The following is a 23,591-nucleotide window of genomic DNA, read 5'->3' on the forward strand; positions in this document are numbered from 1 at the left end:
CCGAGCCCTGGCGGGCATCACGACTGATCGAGGACGGCGCGGAGCTTCGCGGCGAACGCCTCCGGCTGGCCGGCGTACCCGAACTCGCCACCCATGAATCCGCCGTGATGGCTGGGGAAGACGGTCGCCTCCTGGCCGAGCTCCTTCGCGAGGGCCACCGCCGTGCGGCCGGTGTAGACCGCGAGGGATTCCTCTCCGACGGCGACCACGATCCGTGTGGGGGAGGCCCTCAGTGCATCGAGGTCCGGCGTGTAGAGCGGCACCGCCCATGAGCGGTCCGAGAGCAGCGGGTCGTCGCGCGAGCCGTCGTCCTCGGTCGGCAGCCCGAATGCCGCGGGGTCGGGCGCCGGCTGGGCGAAGTACTCGTCGGTCAACTCGCCCTCCCACGCGGTGAGGGCGATGAACCCTGCCATCCCGGCACCCCAGCCGCGCGCCTGGTACAGCTGCGTGTACGCGATCCTGGCGCGATGGACGGCATCCGCATCGGGGAGCACCGCATCGATCGGCGGTTCATGGGCGACGAGGGTCACGACGTCATCCGGATGCGCTGTGAGGAGAGCGAGCGCGGTCACCGCCCCGCCGCTGCTCCCGAACAGGTCGACCGGACCCACTCCGAGAGCCTCGATGATCGCGTGCACATCCTCGGACTGCGCCTCCGGCTCATTCGTCACTTCGCCGTCGGTGCGACGGCTCCGACCGAGGCCCCGCGGGTCGTACGTCACTACCGTGCGGTCATCGAAGAGCTTCACCTGAGCCTGGAAGCCGCTGGCGTCCATCGGCTGGCCGATCATCAGCAGGGGAGGCCGACCGTCAGCGGTGGGGAGCGGCCCGTGGACGTCGTAGACCAGCTCCGCTCCGGGTAGCTCCAGCGTGTGCTGCGTCATGGAAGACCTCCGAGGGGACGATGTCCGTGCATCTTCCCAGGCCGCGGACGAGGTGTCCACCTCTCCCGAAAGTCGCTCTTCCTTGGAAGACTCGACCCATGGTGTTCATCGGTTTTCATGCGTCGCACGAGCAGATCGCACCGAGCGCCCTGCTGGATGCCGTCATCGGCGCCGAGCGCGCGGGGTTCGACGGAGCGATGTGCTCCGACCACCTCGCGCCCTGGACGCGGGCACAGGGAGAATCGGGATTCGCGCTGAGCTGGATCGCCGCCGCGCTCGCGTGCACCGACTTCTCCATCGGCATGGTCAACGCGCCGGGCCAGCGGTATCACCCGGTCATGATCGCGCAGGCGTTCGCGACACTCGAGGAGATGTTCCCCGGCCGCTTCTGGGCGGCGATGGGCAGCGGCGAGGCGGTCAACGAGCACGTCACCGGCGAGGGATGGCCGGCCAAGAGCATCCGCAACGAGCGGCTGAGAGAGAGCGTCGACGTCATCCGTCGCCTGATCGCCGGCGAGGAGGTCGACCACGAGGGGTTGGTGCGCGTGCACCGTGCCCGGGTGTGGAGCCGGCCTGCGGAACCGCCGCCCCTGTTCGCGACGGCGGTGAGCGCCGAGACCGCCGAGTGGGCCGCGTCGTGGGCGCAGGGTCTCGCGACGGTCGCGCAGGAACCCGCCGCTCTGCGCCGCGCCGTCGAGGCCTACCGCGGTGCGGGAGGCGCGGGCCCCTGCATCCTGCAGGTGCATCTCAGCCTGGCCGAGAGCGATGACGCGGCGTTCGCCATCGCCCGCGACCAGTGGCAGAACGGGCTGCTGTCGCCACCGGTCACCTGGGATCTCGAGCAGCCGGAGGACTTCGAGGCCGCGGTCGCCGGGCTCGACCTGGAGGATCTGCGAAAGTCCGTCCTCGTCGATCACGACACCTCGTCGCTCGCTGACCGCATCGCCGAGCTCGTCGAGATCGGCTTCGACCGTGTCTATCTGCACCACGTGGGCACCGAGCAGGCAGGGTTCCTGGACGCCGCGGCATCCGAGCTGATCCCCGCCCTGAAGGAGCGACTGTGAAGATCACCGACACCAGCGACCTCTGGTGGAAGACCGCCGTCATCTACTGCCTCGACGTCGAGACCTTCCTCGATTCGAACGGCGACGGGGTCGGCGACCTGCAGGGGCTCTCGCAGCGCATCGACTACCTGGCGCAGCTCGGCGTCACCTGCCTCTGGCTGATGCCGTTCTACCCGACTCCCGATCGCGACGACGGCTACGACGTCAGCGACTTCTACGGCATCGACCCTCGTCTCGGCAACCACGGCGATCTGGTCGAGGTGATCCGCACCGCACGGGATCGTGGGATGCGCGTGATCGTCGACCTGGTCATCAACCACACCTCCGACCGGCATCCGTGGTTCGTCTCCGCTCTGCGCAGCGTCGATTCGCCCTACCGCGACTACTACGTCTGGCGCTCTGACGCGCCGCCGAAGGGCCAGAAGAACGCCGTCTTCCCCGGACAGGCCAACGGGATCTGGGGCAAGGACGAGAAGTCAGGGCAGTGGTACCAGCACAGCTTCTACGAGCACCAGCCCGACCTGAACCTTGCCAATCCGCGCGTGCGAGACGAGATCGCCAAGATCATCGGTTTCTGGCTGCAGCTGGGCATCTCCGGGTTCCGGGTCGACGCTGTTCCCTTCCTCCTCGAGATCCCGGAGGGGGTGGACATCCCCGAGCCGCACGACATGCTGCGTGACATCCGGCGGTTCCTGCAGCGGCGGTCGAGTGAGGCGATCCTCCTCGGCGAGGTGAACCTGCCGTACGAGACGCAGGTGGAGTACTTCGGTGGGGAGAACGGCGACGAGCTCACCATGCAGTTCGACTTCGTCGGGATGCAGGCGCTGTATCTCTCGTTCGCGCGCCAGGATCCGGCTCCTCTTATCGCCGCACTGCGGGATCGTCCCGTGCTCGGACCCGAGGTGCAGTGGGCGAACTTCCTGCGCAATCACGACGAGCTCACCCTCGACAAGCTCAGCGACGCCGAGAGGCAGGAGGTGTTCGAGGCCTTCGCGCCGGATGAGCGCCAGCGCGTCTTCGGGCGCGGGATCACCCGGCGGCTGCCCCCGATGCTCGGCGGCGACCCCCGCCGCATCCGCATGGCCTACAGCCTGCTGTTCACGCTGCCCGGCACGCCGGTGCTGTTCTACGGCGAGGAGATCGGCATGGGCGAGAACGCCGAGATCTCCGGACGTGAGGCCGTGCGGACGCCGATGCAGTGGTCGGCCTCCCGCAACGGCGGATTCTCGGATGCCGCCCCGCGCCGCCTCACGGCCAAGCCGCCGTCCGACGGCTACGCGCCCGAGCACGTGAACGTCGCCGCCCAGCTCGTCGATCCGGACTCACTGCTCTACTTCGTCCGCGCCCTCACCTCGCGCTACCGCATCTCGCCGGAGCTCGGATGGGGCACGTTCGAGGTCGTCGACCAGCCGGCCGACTCGCTTCTCGTGCACTCGCTCACGGCAGACGTCGGCCGGGTCATCGCCCTCCACAACTTCGCGGAGGTGCCGGTGACGACGACGTTCCGAGTGGCCGACGAGCCGGACGGCACCACCCTGCTCGACCTGCTCGAGCCCTCGCACATCCCCCTCGGCCCCGACGGCGCGGTGGAGCTGGAGGTCGCGGCGTACGGCTATCGCTGGCTGCGGGTCTCACGGCCCGGCGACGGCCGGGTCGTCTGAGGACCGAGAGACCTCGGGCTACCAAGCCCGAACGCTGACGCGACCCTGCACGCGTCAGGCCTTCGCCGTACCCATCCGAGCGAGCCCGCACCCTCGACATCTTGACAGTCCTGAGTTTTGTATACAGAATACCAACAGGTCTGAAGGCGTTTTCTTCCAATGATGAAAGAGGTAGCGAGATGGCACGTGCGAACCTGAAGCGATACCTGGCTCTGGGCGCAGCCGGCGCTCTGGCTCTGGGGCTCTCGGCATGCAGCGGAGGCGGCGGGGGAGGCGGCGGCGTCGACGCCGACGGCAACGCGACGGTGGTGTGGTCGACCTGGGGGACGGCCGACGAGCTCACCCGCTACGAGGAGTTCAACAAGGACTTCATGAAGCGCCACCCCGACATCAAGGTCACGCTGCAGCCCGTCGCGGACTACGGCGACTACCACTCCAAGCTGCTCGCGCAGCTCACGAGCAACACGGCTCCCGACGTCTTCTACGTGGGCGACGACAAGATCGGCCAGTTCGTCGACTCGAAGCGGCTGATGCCGCTGGGCGAGCTCATGGAGTCGAAGGAGAGCAAGACCAAGAAGGACGACTTCTTCCCCGGCCTCTTCGGAGCGGCCGAGCTCGACGGCGAGGTGTACGCCGCCCCGAACGACTCGAACCCCGACGTGTTCTGGTACGACAAGAAGGCGCTCGAGGCGGCTGGCATCACCGAAGATCCGGCGACCCTCGCCGAGAGCGGCGAGTGGACGACCGACAAGTTCCTCGAGATGAACGAGAAGCTGCACGACGCCGGCCTCACCGGAACGATGTACTGGAACTACTGGGCCACGCACTGGAGCTGGCTCTCGTCTCAGGGGCTCGACGCTCCCTATGACGAGTCCGGGGCGTTCGTCGCCCACGAGGACTCCGAGACGGTCGAGTCCGTGCAGCAGCTCGGCGATCTGTTCCAGGACGGCACGTTCGTCGTGGCCGACTCCCTGCCCGACGGCGCGGGTGCCGACAGTGTCTTCGTCACGCACAAGGCGGGCTTCTTCGTGCAGGGTCGCTACACGATCGGCACGGTCGACGCCACGGGCGAGCAGGACAGCTACGACATCGTGCCGTGGCCGACGCCCGACGGCGAGGCTGCGCCCACCGGAGTCGCGACGAGCTTCCTCGCGATCAACGGCAAGACCAAGGTGAAGGATGCGGCCTTCACGTTCTGGACCGAGTTCCTCTCCGCCGAGGGGCAGACGTTCCGACTGCAGGGCGGCGGCAACGCGGTGCCGTCGATCGAGGGCGCCGACGAGGTCGTGCTCGAGGGCGACTACCCGACCCACGCCCAGACGTTCCTCGACATGCGCGACATCGGGTTCGAGGACTACCCCGCCGAGGCGCGGGTGCCGGGTCTGCCGACCGCGGTGGCCGACGAATTTCTGAAGCTGTACCAGGGCAAGGCCGACGCCCAGGAGACCCTCGACGCCATCGCCGGCGTGGTCGAGGACCGGTCGGAGAAGTAGGAGTGAGCACTCTCATCGAGAACGGACGGATGCCGCAGGCGACCCCTGCGGCATCCGCCCCGCCCCTGCGCAAGGAGGCGCTGTGGCGTCGCCGCGACCGACTGTGGGGGTACGTCTTCGTCGGGCCGCAGATGATCGGCATGGGCCTCTTCGTCGTACTGCCGTTCGCGGCCAGCCTCGTGCTGGCCTTCGCCGACTGGGACGGACTCACCGACCTGACGTGGGTGGGGTTCGCCAACTTCGCCGACCAGCTGCAGGACCCGCTGCTCGGTCGAGCGATCCTCAACACGATGATCATCGCGATCGTCACGGTCCCGATCGGTCTCGGTCTCTCGGTCATCGTGGCCGTGGCGCTGGAGAAGCTCAGGACCCGCACCCTCTACCTCATCCTGTTCTTCGCTCCCGTGGTCACCTCCACGGTCGCAGTGGCGATGATCTGGCAGCAGATGTTCCGCTCCGACGGGCTGCTCTCGACCACGATCTCCCAGGTCTTCGGCATCACTCCACCGGACTGGCTGCAGGATCCGAAGCTCGCGCTCCTCGCCGTCTGCATCGTCACCATCTGGTCGTCTATGGGGCTGAACGTGGTGATCTTCCTCGCCGGGCTGCAGAACATCTCGCCGTCGGTCATCGAGGCGGCGCGGATCGACGGAGCGGGGCCGTGGCGGCTGTTCGCCAGCATCCGCCTGCCGCTGCTGTCGCCGATCGTGTTCTTCTCGTCCGTCGTGGCCTTCATCTCATCGCTGCAGACGTTCGACACCGTCTATGTGCTCGTACAGGATGCAGGACCGGACAACGCGACCCGCACGATCGTCTATCACATCTTCGATCTGGGTTTCGGGCGCTTCGAGTTCGGCCCGTCCAGTGCCGCGAGCATCATCCTGCTCCTGCTCACGCTCGTCATCACCGCCGTGCAGTTCGGCGCGCAGAAGAAGTTCGTCCACTACGAGGATGACCCCGCATGACTCTCCAGACGCCGCCGCTGACAGCGCCTCCCGGCCCCGCCACCGACTCGACCATCGCGATCACCGCCCCCGGCTACCGTTCCCGCGGTCGCGGCGGGCCGCGTGCCGACCGCGCACGACGGAGAGTCGGCTCGACGGCGCTGCACGTCGTGCTCATCGTCGCCGGGATCGGCATGGTGTTCCCGTTCGTCTGGATGCTGCTCACCTCGTTCAAGACGCTCCCGCAGCTGCTCCAGAACCCGCTCGAGTTCCTCCCGAGCCCGTGGACCTTCGACAACTACACGCAGGCCTGGAACGCGGTGCCGTTCGGCCAGGCGTACCTGAACAGCGCGTACATCGCGATCCTCGTGGTGGTCGGCACCCTGATCACGGCCTCGATGGCCGGCTATGCGTTCGCGCGCATCCGGTTCCGCGGCAGCCGAGTGCTGTTCATCGTCTTCCTCGCCACGCAGATGATCCCCAAGCAGGTCACTCTGATCCCGTTCTACCTGCTGATGTCGAACCTCGGCTGGGTCGACTCCCACCTCGCCCTGATCGTGCCGGGCATCATCGCGAATCCGTTCGCCGTGTTCCTGATGCGCCAGTTCGTGCTCGCACTGCCCAAGGAGCTGGAGGAGGCGGCGATCGTCGACGGTGCCGGGCGCTGGCGCATCTTCTGGAGCGTCGTGCTCCCGAACCTGCGCCCCGGCCTCGCCGCCCTCAGCATCATCGTGGCGCTGGACGTCTGGAACGCGTTCCTCTTCCCGCTCGTGCTGCTGAACTCGCCTGACCTGTTCACGGTGCCGCTGCTGCTGAACGCCTTCGAGAGTCAGCAGGGGTCGGTCAACTACGGCCTGGTGATGGCCGCATCCGCGATCGCCACGGTTCCGATGCTCATCGTGTTCGTCATCGGCCAGCGCAAGATCCTCAACAGCATGGCGGCCTCGGGGCTGGGCGGACGATGACGGATGCCGCGCGTCTCGCCGCTCTCGCCGGACGATACCTCGACCTGATCTCCGCGCCCTTCACCCTGCCCCGCTCGCGCGTGCTCGTCTTCCGCGCGGAGGACGGCGGGGGAGTGCGGGTGCACACCTCGGAGTACGAACGACGGCTCTCGGAGTGCCGGGTCCTCGACGCCCTGACGGTGTGGGACTCAGAGGGTGAAGAACTGGCGGTGGTGGGCGTCGACCCGGTGAGCGTGACGTTCGGGCGACACGGCTCCGACACGACGGCGAGCCTGACGTTCGCTGATCCGACGACGCTGAGCCTCGGCGGCGACCAGGGGCTGCGTGTGCACCTCCGGCACCCGGACGGCGCCGTCGAGGAGCATCCGATCGATCAGGGCGTTCGACTGCACGTCGGCCGCGATCGGTCCGTCTCGATCGGACCGGGCGATCATGCGGCGGCGCTCGCCGCGACCGGCGCGGTGTGGGAGGAGTGGTTCGCGAAGTGCCCGCCGGTCCGGGAGGATCTGCAGCCGATGACCGCCTTCTGCTGGTGGGTGCTGGGTGCGAACATCGTCGAGCTGCCTGCATTGGGCGACGCGCGAGCCATCGTGCCGTCGAAGATCGGATACGTGGGCCTGTGGCAATGGGATGCGTACTTCATCGCCGTCGGCGTGCGGCACGGCGATCCCGCTCTCGCCCGCGAGCAGCTCGACATCGCCTTCCGATTCCCTCAGCCGGATGGGCAGCTGCCCGACGTCGTGCACGAGCTCGGAGTGCTGGCGACCAGCGACGACCTCCCCGAGAGCGACCGCGCCACCCTCCGCAGGGCGGGGTCGCAGGTCGCCGACCCGAGCGCGCCCGTGCCTCTGACCAAGCCACCCCTCGCCGCGTGGGCGCTGCGCAAGGTGCTCGATGTCGAGGAGGCGCCGGATTTCGCGCGCACGCAGCTCGCGCGCATCATCCGCTCCCAGGACTGGTGGTTCGATCGCAGCGACCTCGACCACGACGGGATGCCGGAGTACGGCCATCCGTACTCCTCGGGTCTCGACGACAGCCCGATCTTCGACGGGCCGCTCCCGACCGCGTCGCCCGACCTCGGCGCGTACCTGGTGCGTCAGGATCTCGAGATCGCAGATCTGCTCGTGCGCTATGCGCCGACGATCGACGATGCGCCGTTCCGCGCGAGGGCGGCGGCCACGCAGCGGATGATGCTGACGATGTGGGATGCCGATCGTGGCCGGTTCCTCGCCTTCGGCGGTGGGGAGCCCCAGCTCAGCGACACGATCGTCGGGCTGATGCCGCTGCTCACGGGCACCCTGCCGGCGCCGATCGCGGAGGTGCTGGTCGACGCCACGGCCGACCCCGATCGCTTCGCTCTGGCATGGGGGCTGCCGACGGTCGCGGCATCCGACCCCGACTTCTCGGACGAGCGGATGTGGCGCGGACCGGTGTGGGTGAACACGAACGCACTGATCGCGGAGGGCCTCGAATCCTCGGGATATGTCGAGCGCGCGCGACAGCTGCGCGAGCAGACCGTGGCCCTCGTGATCCACGGCGGGGGTCCGCACGAGTACTTCAATCCGCACACGGGTCAGAAGGCGCGCACGGCCACGACGGCGTTCGGCTGGTCGGCCGCGCTGTTCATCGATCTGGCCGTGCAGCTGTCGCGGTGAACCGCGCGTCAGGCGGTGAAGTAGGAGCTCGTGGCGTTGTCGAGGATGCGCTGCATGCCGAGCATCCAGTTCAGCTTGAGCGCATCGATGGCGCCGGGGACGTCCCCGTCGGCGAGGTGCCGAGCGATCTCGGCGTGTTCCGCGGCGACGCGCTCGACCTTGACGTCCTCAGGAACCAGCAGCGACTCGTAGCGATGGAACGAGCTGCGCACGCTCTCGATCACGGCGAGCAGTCGTGTGTTCGGGCAGGCCGAGAGCATCAGGCTGTGCCACTCGTCGTCCTTCGTGATGACGAGCTGGTGCTCGACGAGCTCGTCGGCGAAGGCGTCGGCCATCTCCTTGAGGCGCCCGCCGATGCGGCGCAGCTCCTCGGGCGGGCTGAGTTCGAGGGCGAGGCTCTCGAGGGCCGCCATGACGGGCGCGAGGTCGCGGAACTCCGCGGCGCTGAGCGGCACGAATCGGAATCCCTTGCCGTTCTCGCTCTCGATCTGCCCCTCGGATTCGAGGGCGATCAGCGCCTCGCGCAGAGGAGTGCGACTGACCCCGAGCTCGGTCGCCAGCTGCACCTCGTTGATGCCCTCGCCGGGCTGCACGAGTCCCGCGCGCATCCGGGCCAGGAGTTCCTCGCGCACCTGCGATCGCAGGTTCTTGCGTTCGATCGCCATGGGTCCCCTCTTCTGCCGCCTGCCCGTCAGCCTATGGGTTGACGAGTTCCGGACGGCGACCTAGTGTGTTGTATACAGAATACAACGCCGATCACGGTTGCGCCAGCGCTCCGGATCCGTCTTCCGTCCACTCAGTGAGGAGAACCCGTGTCCGCACCCGACCGTGTCCGACGCGTCCGTCTCGACGCTCTCGCCTTCGGCGGTGACTACAACCCCGACCAGTGGTCGGAGCAGACGTGGCACGAGGACATCCGTCTGATGCGTGAGGCCGGCGTGAATCTGGTCAGCCTGCCGATCTTCAGCTGGCCGCAGCTGGAACCGGAGCCCGGGGTCTACGAGTGGGAGTGGCTGGACCGCATCCTCGACCTCCTCTGGGGCGCGGGCATCGCGATCGACCTCGCGACGGCCACCGCCACTCCGCCGTCGTGGCTCCTGCGTGCCCACCCCGAGATGGCGCCGTGGGATGCCGACGGCCACCGTCTCGAGTTCGGATCCCGCCAGACCTACTGCCCGTCGTCGCCGATCTGGCGCGAGAACGTCGCACGGATGGCGCGAGCGATGGCCGAGCGCTACGGCCGGCATCCGGGCCTTGCGATGTGGCACATCTCGAACGAGTACGGAGACCATGTCTCGCGCTGCTGGTGCCCCGAGTCGGCCCGGCACTTCCGTCGCTGGCTGCAGGACCGCTACGGCGACCTCGACGGACTCAACGAGGCCTGGGGTGTGAACGTGTGGGGCCAGCGCTACACCGCGTGGGAGCACATCGAGACTCCCAAGAAGGCGCCGGGTCCCGTCAACCCGACGAAGCTGCTCGACTTCGAGCGGTTCTCGTCGGATGCTCTGCTCGAGCTCTTCCAGATCGAGATCGACGTGCTGCGCGAGGTCACGCCCGACGTCGCCGTCACGACGAACTTCATGAGCATGTTCCGCGACCTGGACTACTGGGACTTCGCGGCGAGGGAGGACGTCGTGACCGACGACGCGTACCCCGAGCCCGCCGACCCCACCTCGCATGTCGGTGCAGCGCTGAACTACGGTCTGATGCGCTCGCTCAAGGGCGGACAGCCCTGGCTCCTGCTGGAGTCGTCGGCCAGCGCGACCAGCTGGCGCGACGTGAACGTGCCCAAGGCGCCGGGCAAGATCCGCGTCGAGAGCTTGCAGGCGGTCGCCCACGGCTCGGATGCGGTGATGTTCTTCCAGTGGCGTCAGGCCCGGTACGGCCAGGAGAAGTTCCACTCGTCGATGCTCGGGCATCGGGGCGAGCGCTCGCGCAGCTTCCAGGAGACCAAGGCCCTGGGGCTCGAACTCCAGAGGCTCGAGCCCGTGCGCGGCACGAGGGTGCGCTCGCGGGTGGCCCTCGTCGTGGACTGGGATTCCTGGTGGGGCACGAGCGCCGCGGAGTCGCTCCCGTCGCAGCGCCTCCAGTGGGCGCAGCAGGCCAGAGACTGGCACCGGGCCCTGTTCGTGCTGGGACAGCCGACGGACGCGGTCCGCGCGATCGGTCCGTTCGACGGCTACGACCTCGTCGTCGTGCCCAATCTGTACATCATCGAGCAGCCGCAGGCCGATGCGCTGCGGGCGTTCGTCGAGCGCGGCGGGCACCTCGTGGTCGGGCCGTTCTCGGCCGTCGTCGACGCCACCGAGAAGGTGCACCCCGGCGGAGCGCCCGGTCCGCTGCGCGACCTGCTCGGCATCGAGGTCGATGAGCAGTGGCCGATCGCCGACGGCATGAGCGAGCGGCTCGCCTATGCGGGCCGCGACCTGACCGTGCCGAGCTGGAGTGAATGGATCGAGGCGGATGCCGATGTGGAGGTCCGCGGGACCTATGCCGGTGGCGAGCTCGACGGCCTGCCCGCGGTCACGCGTCGCCCCGTCGGCGACGGCACCGCCTGGTACGTGAGCGCCACGGTGGAGCACGAGGGGATGCTGTCGATCTTCCGCGATGTGCTGCACTCCGCCGGTCTCGACGCACGCGAGCACACCGACCTCGACGTCGAGGTCGTGACGCGGTCCGACGAGACCACCGACTACACGTTCTATCTGAACCACGGGCGGGCTCCGGTGACGGTCGAGATCCCCCAGCCCGGCACCGACCTGCTCACCGGCATCCACCGGTCGGGGCACCTCGCGCTCGAGAGGTACGGCGTGGCCGTGCTCTCGACGCCGAGGTCCTCGCGCATCCAGTTCGCCCCCCTGGCTTCATCGCCTTCCGACACCGACCCCGAGGAGGACGCATGACGAGCGAGAGCTTTGTGCACCCCTACATCCCCAACACCGCACCCGCCTCGCGTGAGGCCATGCTCGCCGCCGTCGGCGCGGAATCCGTCGAGGAGTTCTACGCAGACGTCCCCCCGGCGCTGCGTCTGAACCGGCCGCTCGACCTGCCGGCCCCGCTCGTCGCCGAACAGGACCTGGCCCGGCACGTGCGCGGGATCCTCGCGAGCAACCGATCGACCGAGGAGCGGCTGAGCTTCCTCGGCGCCGGCACCTACAACCACTACGTGCCGGCCGTGGTCGACGAGGTCATCCGACGGAGCGAGTTCCTGACGGCGTATGCCGGCGAGCCCTATGAGGATCACGGCCGCTTCCAGGCGCTCTTCGAGTACCAGTCGCTGATGGCCGAGCTGCTCGCGATGGACGTCGTGAACGTGCCGACGTACGACGGGTACCAGGCGACGGCGACGGGGCTCGCGATGGCGGGGCGCCTCACCGGGCGCGGCCGGGTGCTGCTGGTCAGTGACGTGCTCCCCGAGAAGCTGTCGAAGGTGCGCGACTACATCCGGGCGAGCCTCGAGATCGAGACGGTGCCCGCAACGGCCGGGATCGCCGACGTCGAGGTCCTGCGGACCCTGCTCGACGGCGAGGTCGCCGCAGTGTGGATCGAGACGCCGAGCGCGACGGGCGCCATCGAGACGGGAATGCCGGCGATCGTCGAGGCCGCGCACGAGGCTGGTGCGATCGTCGTCGTCGGCACCGATCCGATCGGCTACGGAGTGCTCACTCCTCCGGCGGTGCAGGGCGCCGACATCGTCACGGGCGACATCCAGTCGCTCGGGCTGCACCAGTGGTTCGGCGGCGCCCACGCGGGCTTCATCGCGGTCCACGACGACCCGAGGTTCGTGATGGAGATGCCCTCACGACTGTTCGGACTCGAGTCCACCGACGTCCCGGGCGAGTACGGCTTCGGCGACGTCGCCTACGAGCGCACCTCGTTCGCCCAGCGGGAAGAGGGCAAGGAATGGGTCGGCACGGCAGCCGCACTGTGGGGTATCGCGAGCGGTGTGTACCTCTCGCTGATGGGTCCTGCAGGAATGGCCGAGCTGGGTGAGCTGCTGCTGGCGCGCACCCGCTACGCCCAGCAGGCCCTCGCCGCACTGCCCGGGGTGGAGCTCGGCGACTCGGCGGTGCATCTGCGCGAGTTCACGGTGACCTTCTCCGGCATCCGTGCGGTCGATGTGATCACGGCGCTCCGTGGCCAGGGCATCGAACCCGGAGTCGCGGTCGACGATCACACACTGCTGGTGTGCGTGACCGAGGCGACGAGCGCCTCCGACATCGATCGCCTCGCGGCCGCGATCGCGGGCGTCATCGAGGCCCCGACATCCCCGACGTCCCCCCTCACGAAGGAGCACGGCGCATGAGCCTTCCCATCGCACCCACGACCGGTCCTCGTCGTTTCCACCAGGCCAGCTGGAACGAGCCGATCATCTTCGAGCTGTCGACCCCCGGCGAGCGGGGCGTGTCGGTCCCCGCCGTCGAGCAGGTCGTGCGCGACGCCGTCGGAGATGTGGTGTCCGCTCTGCCGGAGGGCATCCGTCGACCCGCGCCTCCGGCACTGCCGGAGATCGCCCAGATGCGCGTCCTCAAGCACTTCCTGCGGCTGTCGCAGGAGAACCTGGGATCCGACCTGAACGTCGACATCGGGCAGGGGACCTGCACGATCAAGTACTCGCCGAAGATCAACGATCAGCTCATCGAGGTCCCGCAGCTGCGGGCGCTGCATCCCGCTCAGGATCCGGCAGACACCCAGGGGGCACTGGAGCTGATCTGGCGACTCGAGCAGATGATGGCCGAGATCTCGGGGATGGACGCCGTCTCGCTCGCCTCTCCCGGCGGCTCGGCCGGCATCTGGACCAACATCGCGATGATCAGGGCGTTCCACGAGTCCCGCGGCGAAGGGGACCAGCGCGACGAGGTCATCACGACCATCTTCAGCCACCCCTCCAATGCGGCGGCGGCGAAGGTCGCCGGGTACAAGATCATCACCGTCTATCCGGATGCCGACGGCTACCCCGACCTCGAGGCGCTGAAGGCCGCGCTGTCGGAGCGGACCGCCGCGATCATGGTGACCAACCCCGAGGACACCGGCATCTACAACCCGGCCATCAGGGAATGGGTCGACGCCGCGCACAACGTCGGGGCGCTCGCCTCGTACGACCAGGCGAATGCGGCCGGCATCCTCGGGATCACCCGGGCCCGCGACGCGGGATTCGACGTCTGCCAGTTCAACCTGCACAAGACGTTCTCGGCGCCGCACGGCAGCGGAGGACCGGGTGCTGCGGCGAACGCCGTCTCCGCCGACCTCGCGCCCTTCCTCCCCGGCCCGCGGGTCGAGAAGGTCGACGGGCGCTTCGTGGTCCGAGAGGCCGGGGAGTTGTCGATCGGTCACGTCGCCCCGGCGCACGGCGTGATCCTCCACGTCGTCCGGGCGTACTCGTGGATCATGGCACTCGGTGCGGAGGGACTGCTCACGGCATCCCAGATCGCGGTGCTGAACAACAACTACCTGCTGAAGCGGGTGCTCCAGATCCCCGGCGCATCCGCGCCCTACGCCAGCGGTCGACGCCGGATCGAGCAGGTGCGGTACTCGTGGCAGGAGCTGTTCGAGGACACCGGCATCACCTCGGAGGAGATCGGCATCCGGATGGCGGACTACGGCTTCCATTACTGGACCAGCCACCACCCCTACGTCGTGCCGCAGCCGTTCACGCTGGAGCCGACCGAGTGCTACTCGAAGACGGAGATCGACGAGTACGTCGCGGCGCTCGCGGCCGTGGCCCGGGAGGCGCGGGAGGATCCGGAGCTCGTCCGCTCCGCCCCGCACAACCAGACCGTGCACCACACGCACCACGACGACCTCGACGACCCGGAGCGCTGGGCGGTCACCTGGCGCGCCTACCGCCGCAAGTACTTCGGCGAGGTCCCCGCGGACGCCATCGACCGCCCCGTCCTCGAGGAGTCCCTCGCATCGTGATCGGCCTGGTCGTCAATCCTGTCGCCGGAGTCGGCGGGCCCGCGGGCCTGGCCGGCTCCGACGGCGCGGATGTGCAGCGCCTCGCCAGGGAGCGGGGCAGCCGCTCGCGCGTGCAGGAACGGGCGGGACTCGCTCTGACGACGCTGGCCGCACGGCATCCGGGGCTCGATGTGGTGACCGCCGCCGGCCCGATGGGAGCGGATGCGGTGGAAGCGGCCGGCCTGGTCGCCCGCATGGTGCATCGACCGGATGCGTCCACCACCAGCGCCGACGACACCACGCGTGCGGTCGCGGCGGTGGCCGCGGCGGGTGCCGACCTCGTGCTCGTCGTCGGCGGGGACGGCACACTCCGCGATGCCGCCGTCGCGCTGGGTGAGCAGCCGAGCACCGCGGTGCTGGGAGTCCCGGCGGGAGTGAAGATGTACTCGCCGGTCTTCGCGGTCAGCCCCCGCGCTGCCGGCGCGCTCGCCGCCGACTGGGTGAGCGAGGGCGGCCTCCCCGTCTTCGATCGTGAGGTGCTCGACATCGACGAGGCGGCCATGCGGCGCGCAGTCGTCTCCCCGACCCTCTTCGGGATGCTCCCGGTGCCCTCGCGCGTCGGACGTACGCAGGCCCGGAAGGCGGGGACGCCGGCCGGCGAGAAGGCGGCTGTCGAAGCCGCCGCGCGGGGCGCGGTCGCGCGCATGCGTCGCGGCATCCGCTACCTGCTGGGACCGGGCGGCACCACGGCGGAGGTCGCCAGACAGCTCGGTGTCGAGGGCAGCCCGCTCGGAATCGATGTGCTCCTCGACGGCGAGATCGTCGTGCGCGCGGCGAGCGAGCAGCAGCTCCTCGCGGCGGTCGCCGAGGGTCCGGCGAAGGCTGTCATCACGGTGATCGGCGGGCAGGGTTTTCTGCTCGGCCGCGGCAACCAGCAGCTCTCCGCCTCCGTGCTCCGCGCGCTCGGCGACGACCCCCTCCTAGTCGTGGCACCCGAGCAGAAGCTCATCGACCTGCACGGTCGGCCGCTCCTTGTGGACACCGGCGACTCCGAGCTCGATGCCAGGCTCGCAGGGCACGTCCGCATCGTCACCGGCCCCGGCGCGACGAGCCTGTACGCCGTGTCCGCCCCCGAACTCACCCCGCTCTGAACGAACTCGAAAGGAATCCCATGCGACTCACGAACAAGAAGGCCATCGTCACCGGCGGAGCCGGCGGTATCGGCCGTGCATCCTCGCTCGCCCTCGCTGCAGAAGGCGCCTCCGTCGCGGTCGTCGACCTGAACATCGAGGCGGCGGAAGGCGTCGCGGCCGAGATCCGGGAGGCGGGCGGTGTCGCGCTCGCGGTGGCGGCCGACGTGTCGGACGAGCAGGACATCGAACGGGTCGTCGCGACGGTGCTGGCGGAGTTCGGGGGAGTGGATGTGGTCTTCAACAACGCCGGCATCATCCGTCGCACCACCGCCGTCGAGACGACCGTCGAGGAGTGGGACCGCGTCTTCGGCGTCAACGTGCGATCCATCTTCCTGATGTGCAAGCACGTGGTGCCCGTCATGGAGTCCGCCGGCGGCGGTTCGATCATCAACACCGGCTCGGGCTGGGGCCTGAAGGGCGGCGGTCGAGCGCTCTCGTACTGCGCCTCCAAGGGCGCGGTGGTGAACATGACTCGTGCCCTCGCGATCGATCACGGTCCGGCGGGGATCCGGGTGAACTCGGTCAACCCCGGCGATGTCAACACCGGGATGCTGCGCGATGAGGCCCGCCAGCTCGCGCAGGACACGAGCTCTTTCCTCGCCGAGGCCGCCGACCGGCCGCTGCGCCGGATGGGTGAGCCGGAGGAGGTCGCCCAGGCCGTCGTGTGGCTCGCGAGCGACGAGTCCTCCTACGTCACGGGATCGGCGATGGTCGTCGACGGAGGCGGGATCGCCTGACCCGATCGGCGCAGGATAGACACCGGACGGGCCGCGCGCCAGTGGGATTCCGCTGCCGTCGCGGCCCGTCACACTGAGCCGATGAGGTTCTTCGTCGCTCGCGTCCTCGGCCAGGTGCTGCGCGCCGGGATCGCGCTGATCCTGCTCGTCCGTCGGCCACGGCCCATCCATTCGCATGGCATCGTCTTCGACGGGCAGCTCGTCCTCCTCGACGGCAGGGCGACGTCCGAGATCGGCTGGATCGACCGACGTTACGGCGACGCGGTGCCGGTCGTGGCGCGGGTATCGCGCGGCGCGGGGCTGCCGACGTGGCTGCCCGACGTCACGGGTCTCGGAGTGCGCTGGCAGCACGAGGGCAAGGATGTCGACCTCGAGCTCTCATCCACCGGCATCGGATTTCCGGGACGCTTCGTGCTGCTGCCTCGGCTCAGCCCCTCGCGGGCCACGCTGAGCAGCATCCTGCCGTATCGCACCGCGCGGGGACCCGTGCTGCTGTGCGCGCGCACCGTGCCGCCTCGGCGGCTTCCCGCTCCGCTGTCCGCGCTTCGTCGCGCGGTGGAGGAGGAGCCATGGCAGCTGCGTCTGTATTTCGCGTCTCCACGCGGCCGGTGGCATCCGTTCGCCGATTTGCGGCTGAGTGGGCCGCGCGGCGACGACCCGAGTCTGCGGCTCGACACCGACCGCAACGGCCTGCCCGGTACCGAGTCGTACGGCTGGGCGTTGGCGCTGCGGCAGCCGTCGTACCGGCTCGCGCAGCGCCCGCCGCGAGGGCGGCCGGACGATAGCGCCTCGTCGAGGAACGCTCAAGCCCCCTGCGACGAGACGGCGCCTCCGCGCACACTGGCTGGAGCGGCATCGCCCGGCTCTGCGAAGAGCACGAGCATCCAGCCGCCGAGCGAAAGGGATGACATGGAATCGACACCGTTCTCCACCGACGGCAGCGCCGACTCGGTACAGCCCCTGCGTGACGGGGACGCGACCGCGGTGGGCGATCCGAGCGACGACCCGGCGCAGGTCGAATGGGACCGCACCGAGGCGCTGGATGCCGGAGCCGACGAGGCCGACCTCGACCCTGCCACCGCGACCGGCGCCGACCCGGACGAGATCCCCTCCGATGACGACGAGGTCCCCGCGCAGGATCAGCCCCGGTCCACCCTGCAGCCGGAGAGCCAGGGCGAGGACCCGCTGATCGCCGACCTGGGCGAGGAGGGCGAGGGAGACCTCAGCCCGAACGACGCCTGACCGCCAGCAGACGAGCACGCGCGAGGCGGTGGACTCCGCCTCGCGCGTCGCTAAGTGCGGTATCAGTGCTCGGCCAGCAGGTCGTACACCGCGGCCTTCTCGATCGCCTCGGCCCGATTGCGCGCGTCGAGCTTGCGGTAGATGCTGCGCAGTTGGGTCTTCAGGGTGTTCGGCGACACGTTCAGATCCGCGGCGATCGACTGCAGCGATGCGCCGGATGTCAGCGCTCGCAACACGACACGCTCGCGGGAGGAGAGACGAGGTCGCTCCGAGGTCGCCGGGAAGACGCCCCGCCCCGGCACGGACTTCGCCCCGCGGTCGGTGAGGAACTCGCGCAGGAAGTCGACGTCATCCGGGTCGAGCAGCCCGACGGGCGTCGTCAGCTCCCGGTCGTCGAGTCGCACGAGAAGGGTCTCCGCCACCTTGCGGGCTGCCGCGTCGCCGGCGGTGCGGCGAAGGGCCGCGACCTGGACGGCGACCGTCTCGGCGCGCTGACGAGAGGTCGCCGGAGCGCGGCGCGTCTGCGCGAGCATCCGAGCCGCCTCCGACGCCTGCCCCTCGACGAGCGCGAGCCGCGCACGTTCGAGGAGGGTGTCGAAGGTGTCGGGTCTGGCATCCTGTCGCAGGACCTCGCGCGCTGCCGCCTGATCGCCGGCGGCGAGGTGCAGCAGTGTGCGCGCCCTGCTGAGCGTCTGCCGGGCGTGTGTGCCGGCGCCCTCCCGCCCGCGCAGCCGGCACAAGGAGTCCAGCTGTTCGAGACCCGCTGCGGCCCGGCCCTCGTGCAGGGCGACCCAAGCCTCGGCGATGCCCATGATCAGCCAGTGCTCGCTGGTCGAGCGATGCGGGCCGAACACCTGCACGTGTGCGCGTGCAGCGACGACGTCGCCGTCCTCGATCGACAGGAACGCCTCGGCGACGCGATAAAGGGTGCCGCGATACCCGTCGAGGTGCTCCTGGCCCCATGCCGAATCGTGGATCAGCTCGGCATAGTGCCGCGCCTCCGGCATGTCGCCGTTCAGCGCATGGATGCCGCTGAGCAGTGCGATCGCGTGATACGCCTTGACCATGTCGTGCGAGGCACCGAGGGACGCCGCGTACTCGAAGCACTCGACCGCGGCATCCTCGCGCCCGCCGTAGTAGAGAGAGATGCCCAGGTGGGTGCAGAGCAGCGGCATCTCGACGGCGTAGGGCTCCCAGATCGACTCGGGGGTCTCGCGGTAGAGGTTCAGCGCCTTGCCTGCGACCTGCGCCGCGCGCTCGGACATGCCGATCAGCCGCAGTGCGGCGCTCTCGGCCGCCCAGATGAAGACGCGTTCGGTGGGGCCGAGGCCGCTGCGGCGCGAGTTCGCTGCCGAGATCGCGACCCTCAGCAGCTGCAGGCCGCGCAGGCGCCGCAGCTTGCTCGCGATGTAGCAGATGGCCAGCAGCATCGCGATGAGCGGCTGGTCCCTGAGGCGCGAGACGGGAAGGCGGCGCAGCAGACGCACGGCCTCCGGGCCATGGCTCTCGAGCAGCTGCGTCCACCCCGACATGATCACGTGCGACGCCAGGGGGAGGTCGTCGTGCTCGACGGCGAGGCGCAGCGCATCCATCGGCGCCCGCCGCTCGAGTGCCCCGTCGACCGCGATGCGCATCAGCCCGGGAACCTCGTCTGCGCGAGCATCCATCAGCCCGCGGTGCAGCAGCGCCCTGGCGACCGGCACGAGGGAGAACACGCCGTCCGCCGACCGACGGCCGATCCCGAAAGTCTCGGCGTCGTCGAGGATGTTCTCGATGTCCTCCGCACCGGTGAGCGCTCGTGCCGTAGCGGCGTCGACGGCATCCGTGATGCTGATCCGAGTGAGAGCCGCCAGCGCGTCGGCGTCGACTCCCGACCGTTCGAGCCGGGGCCGCAGGTACTCCGCGACAGCGGGGGAGGCGGCCTCGAGCACCGACGACGGATCGCCGAGCACGCGCTGCTTCGATGCGGCATGGATGAGGGCGGGGAATCCGCCCGTCGCCGCGAGCACCTGGGCGGCTTCCAGCTGCCGGATGTGCAGCGCGCGGGAGATCTCGTCCTCGTCGAACAGCAGATCGTCGGGACCGATGACCGTGCGATCGATCATCAGGTCGAGACCGTCGCTGTCGAACGGGCTGCGCCGACTCGTGGCGACAATCAGACGCGCATCGGGCGCAGCGGCCAGGGTGCGGCAGATGTCGAAGACGCTCTCGCGATCCTGATCGGCGGCGTCATCGAGCACCAGGACGAGCGGATGCTGCACCTCCGCGAGGTGAGCGGCGACGACCCGCCAGGCATCGACGGCCCGGCCGGCAGCCGGGTCCGCCGGGAGCTCTGCGCTGGCGGCCGGCGCGAGTCCGCGGCGTGCGAGGGCACGCAGCACGGCCCGGGCGAGTGACGCGCTCGATCCGTCCTGGCCCGGAGCGACCCACACCACGGTCGAGGCCGAAGCCCTGGTCCACTCGGCCAGAGCGACGGTCTTTCCCATGCCGGAGGCGCCGCGCAGCACCGTCAGTGCATCGGTGCTCTCCAGTGCGGCGACGAGCCGGGGACGCGCGATGACGTCGCTCGGCACACGGGGCGCGTCAGAGCGCGAGAGCGCGGCGGATGGCTGCATCGTTCCCTCCCCCGGATCGTGTGCGTCTCTACGATATGCCGAAACATCGGATGTGGGGCGGGGAATGTCCCGGGCCCGGAAGCAGGGATCAGCACGTCGCACGCGCGGTTCTAGGCTGGACGGATGGATGAAGCACGCGTCGACCCTGCGAAGCGGATCCCGACGAGCGCACTGCTCGTCAGCGCCGCGTTCGGCACCGTCCAGGCGCTCCTCTTCGCGATGATCGTGCCGGTGACGACCGTGCTCGCCGTCTCATCGCCGCCCGCATACGCGCTGGTCGCCGCCATTCACAGCGCGATGCCGCTGCTGGCGCGCGTCGTCACCCGCACGCCGGGGATGGCGACCTTCACCGCCTTCGTCACCGGCATCCTCACCGTTGCGGTGTCACCGATCGGGCCGCTGGCGATGGTTCCGATGCTGTGTGCTGCGCTCACCTTCGACCTCGTCCTCCCGCTGCGCCGTGGAGTCGCGCCGAAAGCGCCGCACATCCTCCTCGCCGCCGTGGTGGCCGGCGTCGTCCTCTTTGTCGTCTCGCTGCCGGTGTTCTCGCCCGATCACATGGTGCCCGGCATCCTGATGGCGACCCTCGCCTGCCGCATCGTCGGCGAGCTGGCGGTGGCTGCCGGCGTCATCGGCATCCGTCGATTGCTGCAGCGTGCAGGAGCCGTGCGCTGACCGCAGCGTTCTGCCTCTGCCGCCCGCGGACGATCGCGCGTATCGTTCATATATGGGAAGACTCTTCTACGGGTCGTCGCATTCGCCGATCCTCATCGACGACAGGGCGCTGGCTCATCTCAAAGTCGTGATCGCGACGAAACTGCGCCGTCAGGAGAGCTTCACGCTGTCGTGGGTGCACAAGGACGGCGAGGCGCCCGGTCGCTCGACCATCTGGCTGCACCCGGCGATCCCGCTCCGTTTCGTGTTCGACGAGACCGAGGCGCCGCCGTTGAACCCACGATGGATCGAGGCGCTCTCGCAGACGCTCAGCAGCGCCGGGGGAGTGTGCCTGATCGATGAGATCATCGATCCGACCGAGGGTGATTCCAGCCCGAGCCAGCGCTGACAGGCACATGCCTCAGGTGAGTGACGGCGTACGCCATGCCGCTCCGATCGTCAGGCTGCGGGGGCCGTCTGGAAGGGCTGCAAAGGCCTTGCGTCGGGCGCGGCGCGGCGTCAGCGCCTCGATGCCGCATCCGTCTGGTCCGCGGTGCGGGCGAGACACCGAGACCACGCTCAGCGGGCCCTGAGAGCGTGTGCAGTTCGCACGCACGACGTGCGCGCCACCCTTGCGCCTTTCAGCGTCCTGTGGCGGAGTGCGGGGCGCTCGGATCGCGCAGCGAAAGTCAAGTCTCTGTGCGCGGAACGCGGTTCGAGGCTGAATACGACCATGAGAACTTTCGGGGTCGAAGAAGAACTGCTGCTGGTCGATGAACGCACCGGCCTGCCGACAGCCGCCGCGCCGCGCATCCTGGAATGGCAGGAAGACGAGGGCGCTCCGGCGCTCGAGGCGGAGATCCAGCAGGAGATGATCGAGGTCGTCGGCCCCGTCTGCACGACCGCGTCGCAGCTCGCACAGGGGATCGCCGACGGGCGTCGGCGGGCAGACGCCGAGGCCGCCGACGTCGGTGCGAGGGCGGTGCCGCTCGCCACGCCGCCGGTGGCCGTGCACCCGCATCCTTCCCCGTCGCCGCGCTACGAGGAGATGATGCGCCGATACGGCGTCACCGCCCGGCGCACCCTCACCTGCGGCTTCCATGTGCACGTCGGCGTCGACTCGGCGGAGGAGGGGGTGGCCGCGCTCGACCGCATCCGCGACTGGCTCCCGACCATCCTCGCCCTGAGCAGCAACTCGCCGTTCTGGGACGGAGCCGACACGGGCTACGCGAGCTACCGCAACGACGTGTGGAGCCGCTGGCCCTCTGCCGGCGCGAATCCCGTGTTCGGATCGGAGGCCGCGTACCGCGAGCACGAGCGTGCGCTGCTGGCATCGGGTGTGCTCCTGGATGCCGGGATGCTCTACTTCGACGCCCGGCTCTCGCGTCACCACCCGACGCTGGAGGTGCGCATCGCCGACCTGTGCCTGCGCGAGGAGGACGCGGTGACGATCGCCGCGCTCTGCCGCGGCCTGGTCGAGACCGCGATCATGGACTGGCGTCGCGACGTCGACCCGATCGGCACCGATCAGCGGGTGCTGAGGCTGGCGACCTGGCGTGCGGCCTTGAGCGGTGTGCGCGGCGAGCACGTGCATCCGCTCACCGGCCGACGCTGCGCTGCGGACTCGGCAGTGGCTGCTCTGCTCGATCACGTCCGACCGGGACTCGAGTTCTCCGGTGATCTCGATCGGGTGACCGAGGGGGTCCAGGCGATCCTCCTGCGCGGGACGGGTGCCGACTGGCAGCGCGAGCAGGTCGCTCGTCGCGGGCTCGTGGGCGACATCGTCCGGAATCTGACCGCGCGTCATGGTGGGTCGGATGATGCGCCGACGCCGCAGGAGGAGTCGGCGCCGGCGGGCGTCTGACGGTGCTGATCCTGACCCGCCGTCGGCAGCGCGTCAGCGCGCGGTGGGCGGGAGCTTGTCGACGCCGTGCCGACTCGGCTTGTCGGGCTCAGCGGCCGTCTCGGGAGAGGCGTGCGCCGAACCCGACGGCGGCTCAGAGGTCGGGTAGCTCGGCTCCTCGATCTCGATCGCCTTGTCGCGCTCGTCGAGGGGAGGCAGGTGGTCCAGGGGCTGTCTGATGTCGTCGGGGTGGCTCATGCGGTCAGGCTCCGCCCGCTGAAGCTTGCTCACCAGGGGCTTGACGACGGGGCGTAGGGTCGGGACCATGCGCACCGGACCTCTTCTCGTCTACGACGGCGACTGCGCCTTCTGCACCACCTGGGTGCGGCGGCTCGAGAAATACCTCGGCCGGTTCCCCGAGTCCCAGCCCTGGCAGTGGGTCGACCTCGCCGACCTCGGCCTCACCACAGAGGATGTGACCCGGTACGTCTGGCTTTTCGCGGGCGGGCGACGGTTCCGCGGACACGAGGCCTTCGCAGCGCTCTTGCGCATGCAGCGCGGGTGGGGCTGGCGCTTCGCCGGACGGATGCTGATCACACCGCCGTTCTCGTGGGCGGCGGCGCTCGGGTATGCGCTGATCGCCCGGTTCCGGCATCGACTGCCCGGAGGAACTCCCGCCTGCGCGATGCCTCGGGTGTGACAGCATCCGAACAATCGTCGGATGTCAACGCCCCTGGCTGTGT

Annotated in this window: 20 protein-coding genes; 16 read left to right on the forward strand and 4 right to left on the reverse strand. The window is 69.4% G+C overall.

Going from position 1 to position 23,591, the window contains the following annotated elements:
• Window positions 1-17: 17 nt before the first annotated feature.
• The gene (locus BLW44_RS04250) at window positions 18-884 is read right to left on the reverse strand and encodes an alpha/beta fold hydrolase (RefSeq protein WP_060928217.1); all 867 of its coding nucleotides are present in this window, start codon (window positions 882-884) and stop codon (window positions 18-20) included.
• 98 nt (window positions 885-982) lie between these two features.
• Here BLW44_RS04250 and BLW44_RS04255 point away from each other — a divergent pair, with 98 nt between their 5' ends.
• From BLW44_RS04255 to BLW44_RS04280, 6 genes are all read left to right on the forward strand, one after another.
• Window positions 983-1,948, forward strand: a complete 966-nt coding sequence (locus tag BLW44_RS04255; RefSeq protein ID WP_060928216.1) for a TIGR03885 family FMN-dependent LLM class oxidoreductase — start codon at window positions 983-985, stop codon at window positions 1,946-1,948.
• Complete coding sequence (locus tag BLW44_RS04260) at window positions 1,945-3,609, forward strand: alpha-amylase family protein (RefSeq protein WP_060928215.1); 1,665 nt, start codon at window positions 1,945-1,947, stop codon at window positions 3,607-3,609. The genes BLW44_RS04255 and BLW44_RS04260 overlap by 4 nt, the downstream gene beginning before the upstream one ends.
• Before the next feature lie 179 nt (window positions 3,610-3,788).
• A complete protein-coding gene (locus BLW44_RS04265; RefSeq protein WP_060928214.1) occupies window positions 3,789-5,102 on the forward strand; it encodes an ABC transporter substrate-binding protein in 1,314 nt (437 codons plus the stop codon).
• Window positions 5,103-5,104: 2 nt separating this feature from the next.
• Entirely contained in the window at window positions 5,105-6,067 is a 963-nt protein-coding gene (locus BLW44_RS04270) for a carbohydrate ABC transporter permease (RefSeq protein ID WP_060928213.1), read from the forward strand.
• The gene (locus BLW44_RS04275) at window positions 6,064-7,011 is read left to right on the forward strand and encodes a carbohydrate ABC transporter permease (protein ID WP_082724623.1); all 948 of its coding nucleotides are present in this window, start codon (window positions 6,064-6,066) and stop codon (window positions 7,009-7,011) included. The genes BLW44_RS04270 and BLW44_RS04275 overlap by 4 nt, the downstream gene beginning before the upstream one ends.
• Complete coding sequence (locus BLW44_RS04280; protein ID WP_060928212.1) at window positions 7,008-8,666, forward strand: amylo-alpha-1,6-glucosidase; 1,659 nt, start codon at window positions 7,008-7,010, stop codon at window positions 8,664-8,666. The genes BLW44_RS04275 and BLW44_RS04280 overlap by 4 nt, the downstream gene beginning before the upstream one ends.
• An 8-nt stretch (window positions 8,667-8,674) precedes the next feature.
• Here BLW44_RS04280 and BLW44_RS04285 read toward each other — a convergent pair whose 3' ends face one another.
• Window positions 8,675-9,331 (reverse strand): GntR family transcriptional regulator, encoded by a 657-nt coding sequence (locus BLW44_RS04285; protein WP_060928211.1) that lies wholly within the window; start codon window positions 9,329-9,331, stop codon window positions 8,675-8,677.
• Window positions 9,332-9,478: 147 nt separating this feature from the next.
• Here BLW44_RS04285 and BLW44_RS04290 point away from each other — a divergent pair, with 147 nt between their 5' ends.
• The 6 genes from BLW44_RS04290 to BLW44_RS18185 all read left to right on the forward strand — a co-directional run bounded on the left by BLW44_RS04290 (window position 9,479) and on the right by BLW44_RS18185 (window position 17,736).
• Window positions 9,479-11,569 (forward strand): beta-galactosidase, encoded by a 2,091-nt coding sequence (locus BLW44_RS04290; protein ID WP_060928210.1) that lies wholly within the window; start codon window positions 9,479-9,481, stop codon window positions 11,567-11,569.
• Window positions 11,566-12,972, forward strand: a complete 1,407-nt coding sequence (gcvPA, locus tag BLW44_RS04295; RefSeq protein WP_060928209.1) for an aminomethyl-transferring glycine dehydrogenase subunit GcvPA — start codon at window positions 11,566-11,568, stop codon at window positions 12,970-12,972. Before BLW44_RS04290 ends, gcvPA begins: the two co-directional genes overlap by 4 nt.
• Window positions 12,969-14,585 (forward strand): aminomethyl-transferring glycine dehydrogenase subunit GcvPB, encoded by a 1,617-nt coding sequence (gene gcvPB / locus BLW44_RS04300; protein WP_060928208.1) that lies wholly within the window; start codon window positions 12,969-12,971, stop codon window positions 14,583-14,585. Before gcvPA ends, gcvPB begins: the two co-directional genes overlap by 4 nt.
• Complete coding sequence (locus tag BLW44_RS04305) at window positions 14,582-15,715, forward strand: ATP-NAD kinase family protein (protein WP_060928207.1); 1,134 nt, start codon at window positions 14,582-14,584, stop codon at window positions 15,713-15,715. Before gcvPB ends, BLW44_RS04305 begins: the two co-directional genes overlap by 4 nt.
• A 20-nt stretch (window positions 15,716-15,735) precedes the next feature.
• Entirely contained in the window at window positions 15,736-16,494 is a 759-nt protein-coding gene (locus BLW44_RS04310) for an SDR family NAD(P)-dependent oxidoreductase (protein WP_060928206.1), read from the forward strand.
• 81 nt (window positions 16,495-16,575) lie between these two features.
• Complete coding sequence (locus tag BLW44_RS18185; RefSeq protein ID WP_254775114.1) at window positions 16,576-17,736, forward strand: hypothetical protein; 1,161 nt, start codon at window positions 16,576-16,578, stop codon at window positions 17,734-17,736.
• A 62-nt stretch (window positions 17,737-17,798) separates the two neighbouring features.
• Here the strand turns inward: BLW44_RS18185 and BLW44_RS04320 are convergent, their stop codons facing one another.
• Window positions 17,799-20,351 carry a LuxR C-terminal-related transcriptional regulator gene (locus BLW44_RS04320; RefSeq protein WP_060926957.1) on the reverse strand — a complete coding sequence of 851 codons (2,553 nt, stop codon included), beginning with the start codon at window positions 20,349-20,351 and terminating at the stop codon, window positions 17,799-17,801.
• 123 nt (window positions 20,352-20,474) lie between these two features.
• Between BLW44_RS04320 and BLW44_RS04325 the strand changes: the two genes are divergently transcribed.
• The 3 genes from BLW44_RS04325 (at window position 20,475) to BLW44_RS04335 (ending at window position 22,869) form a co-directional block, all read left to right on the forward strand.
• On the forward strand, window positions 20,475-21,026 hold the full coding sequence (locus BLW44_RS04325; protein WP_060926956.1) for a hypothetical protein: 552 nt from the start codon (window positions 20,475-20,477) through the stop codon (window positions 21,024-21,026).
• Between the two features lie 52 nt (window positions 21,027-21,078).
• Entirely contained in the window at window positions 21,079-21,414 is a 336-nt protein-coding gene (locus tag BLW44_RS04330; RefSeq protein ID WP_060926955.1) for a DUF7882 family protein, read from the forward strand.
• A 324-nt stretch (window positions 21,415-21,738) separates the two neighbouring features.
• Complete coding sequence (locus BLW44_RS04335) at window positions 21,739-22,869, forward strand: carboxylate-amine ligase (RefSeq protein ID WP_060926954.1); 1,131 nt, start codon at window positions 21,739-21,741, stop codon at window positions 22,867-22,869.
• A 33-nt stretch (window positions 22,870-22,902) separates the two neighbouring features.
• Here BLW44_RS04335 and BLW44_RS04340 read toward each other — a convergent pair whose 3' ends face one another.
• On the reverse strand, window positions 22,903-23,106 hold the full coding sequence (locus BLW44_RS04340; RefSeq protein WP_060926967.1) for a hypothetical protein: 204 nt from the start codon (window positions 23,104-23,106) through the stop codon (window positions 22,903-22,905).
• A gap of 67 nt (window positions 23,107-23,173) precedes the next feature.
• Between BLW44_RS04340 and BLW44_RS04345 the strand changes: the two genes are divergently transcribed.
• A complete protein-coding gene (locus tag BLW44_RS04345; protein WP_060926953.1) occupies window positions 23,174-23,548 on the forward strand; it encodes a thiol-disulfide oxidoreductase DCC family protein in 375 nt (124 codons plus the stop codon).
• Window positions 23,549-23,591 lie beyond the last annotated feature (43 nt).

Source organism: Microbacterium hydrocarbonoxydans (assembly GCF_900105205.1).
Taxonomy (GTDB): Bacteria; Actinomycetota; Actinomycetes; order Actinomycetales; family Microbacteriaceae; genus Microbacterium; species Microbacterium hydrocarbonoxydans.